Here is a 1365-nt window from a genome sequence, read left to right as displayed (position 1 = left end):
TGAGATGGATCATAAAGCGATCATAGAAATGACTGTTTTCTTCTTTCCGTTTCAAGCCATTTTGAGCTAGTTTTTCTTCTACAGCTTTCAAAATAACTTGTCGGTCCTGGACATCTGGATCTTGCTCATGAATCATTTCCCCTTGTGCATTAATGAAATGATAAGCGATACGATTCACTTCATCGTCAGGAAGTTGATCCAAGAGCCGCTTTCGAAAGATCTCAATCGCTTCTTTTGCGATTTTATAGGGAATCGGGTGCATAGCAGACGCATCAGGAAGGTCACTGTGTTTGTATCTTCCCTGTTGAACTGCCTGGTAAGAACAAAAGATGTGATCTGTTAATGTCACATAGATATATTCTTGAACAGGATAGGCATATTTCTTAGACAAGGTATCAATCACTTCATAAGTGGTTGTAATGAAATCAAGAGGAACATCCTTTAGAAGGGCCATAAAGTTTTCTCTTGACTCATCCGTGTTTAAACGAAATACTTTTTCGACCTTATCATCAGCTACTAGATCATTTTTCTTTTTCCCAAAAGCAATCCCACTCCCAATAACAATCAACTCTTGTTGTAGTTCATTTTGAACCAAAGCAACATTATTGTTCATTGGATGGATAATACGATACATGAGGCTCTCCTTTGTAAAATTTGTTAAAAGCAAATAAAAATGACCACGAAGCAACTGAAAAAACTAGCCTACACTAATTGTTCAGTCTACTTGTGGTCACGCCTAATCTAACTTAGTAACGCTCACTGCTATTCAACTTATAAACTTATTCTATCATAAGTTTTTTGTTTTGTAAACCCTTACAGCAAAAATTTTTAAACATTTTTTTATAAAAAATAAACAAGACCTTAAAATAATGAAGAGGCTGGGATATAAGTCCTAGCCTCTCAATCATCTTTGGATTGTCGAGCAAGACGCAGTGGTTGAGTGGGCTCTATTACGCTGATTTCATCAGCTTTTACAGCCCTACTCAACTGTGCGGAGGTGGGACGACGAAATCGAATTCTAACGAATGACCGATTTCTGTCCCACTCTCTAACTGTTGCTTTAGGAGGCAATCATCATTTGAATCTTATACGCGTTCTGTCCAAGGTGTTGCTACTTTAGCCAAGACTGCGTTCAATTCTTCAATATTTTGTCGACCTTCTTTACGAAGCCATTCACGAGCAGCTGCTTCTCCATCTTTGATGTAAGCTTCTACTGAACCTGCCCATGTTGCACGTCCACAAAGAACACCGTTGAAGTTTGCACCAGATGCATGAGCAAATTCCAAGGTTTCTTGGAAGAGCTTAGCTGATACACCTGCACTGAGGTAGATGTATGGAAGGTCGGTCGCTTCTTCTTGTTCTTTG

At 38.9% G+C, this 1365-nt stretch carries 1 protein-coding gene and 1 pseudogene; both read right to left on the bottom strand.

Annotated features, from left to right (window positions below; all coding sequences use genetic code 11):
• Window positions 1–634, bottom strand: a 634-nt coding sequence (locus PAN06_RS14225) for a CAT RNA binding domain-containing protein (protein WP_269796657.1), incomplete at its 3' end; no start/stop codon positions are given.
• 451 nt (window positions 635–1085) lie between these two features.
• A pseudogene (locus PAN06_RS14220) lies at window positions 1086–1365 on the bottom strand (tagatose-bisphosphate aldolase); the annotation flags it as partial.

The sequence above is a fragment of the Streptococcus sp. SM3 genome (assembly GCF_027497875.1).
The sequence above is the reverse complement of the archived record's forward strand: the minus strand, read 5'-3'. Positions and strand labels throughout refer to the sequence as shown.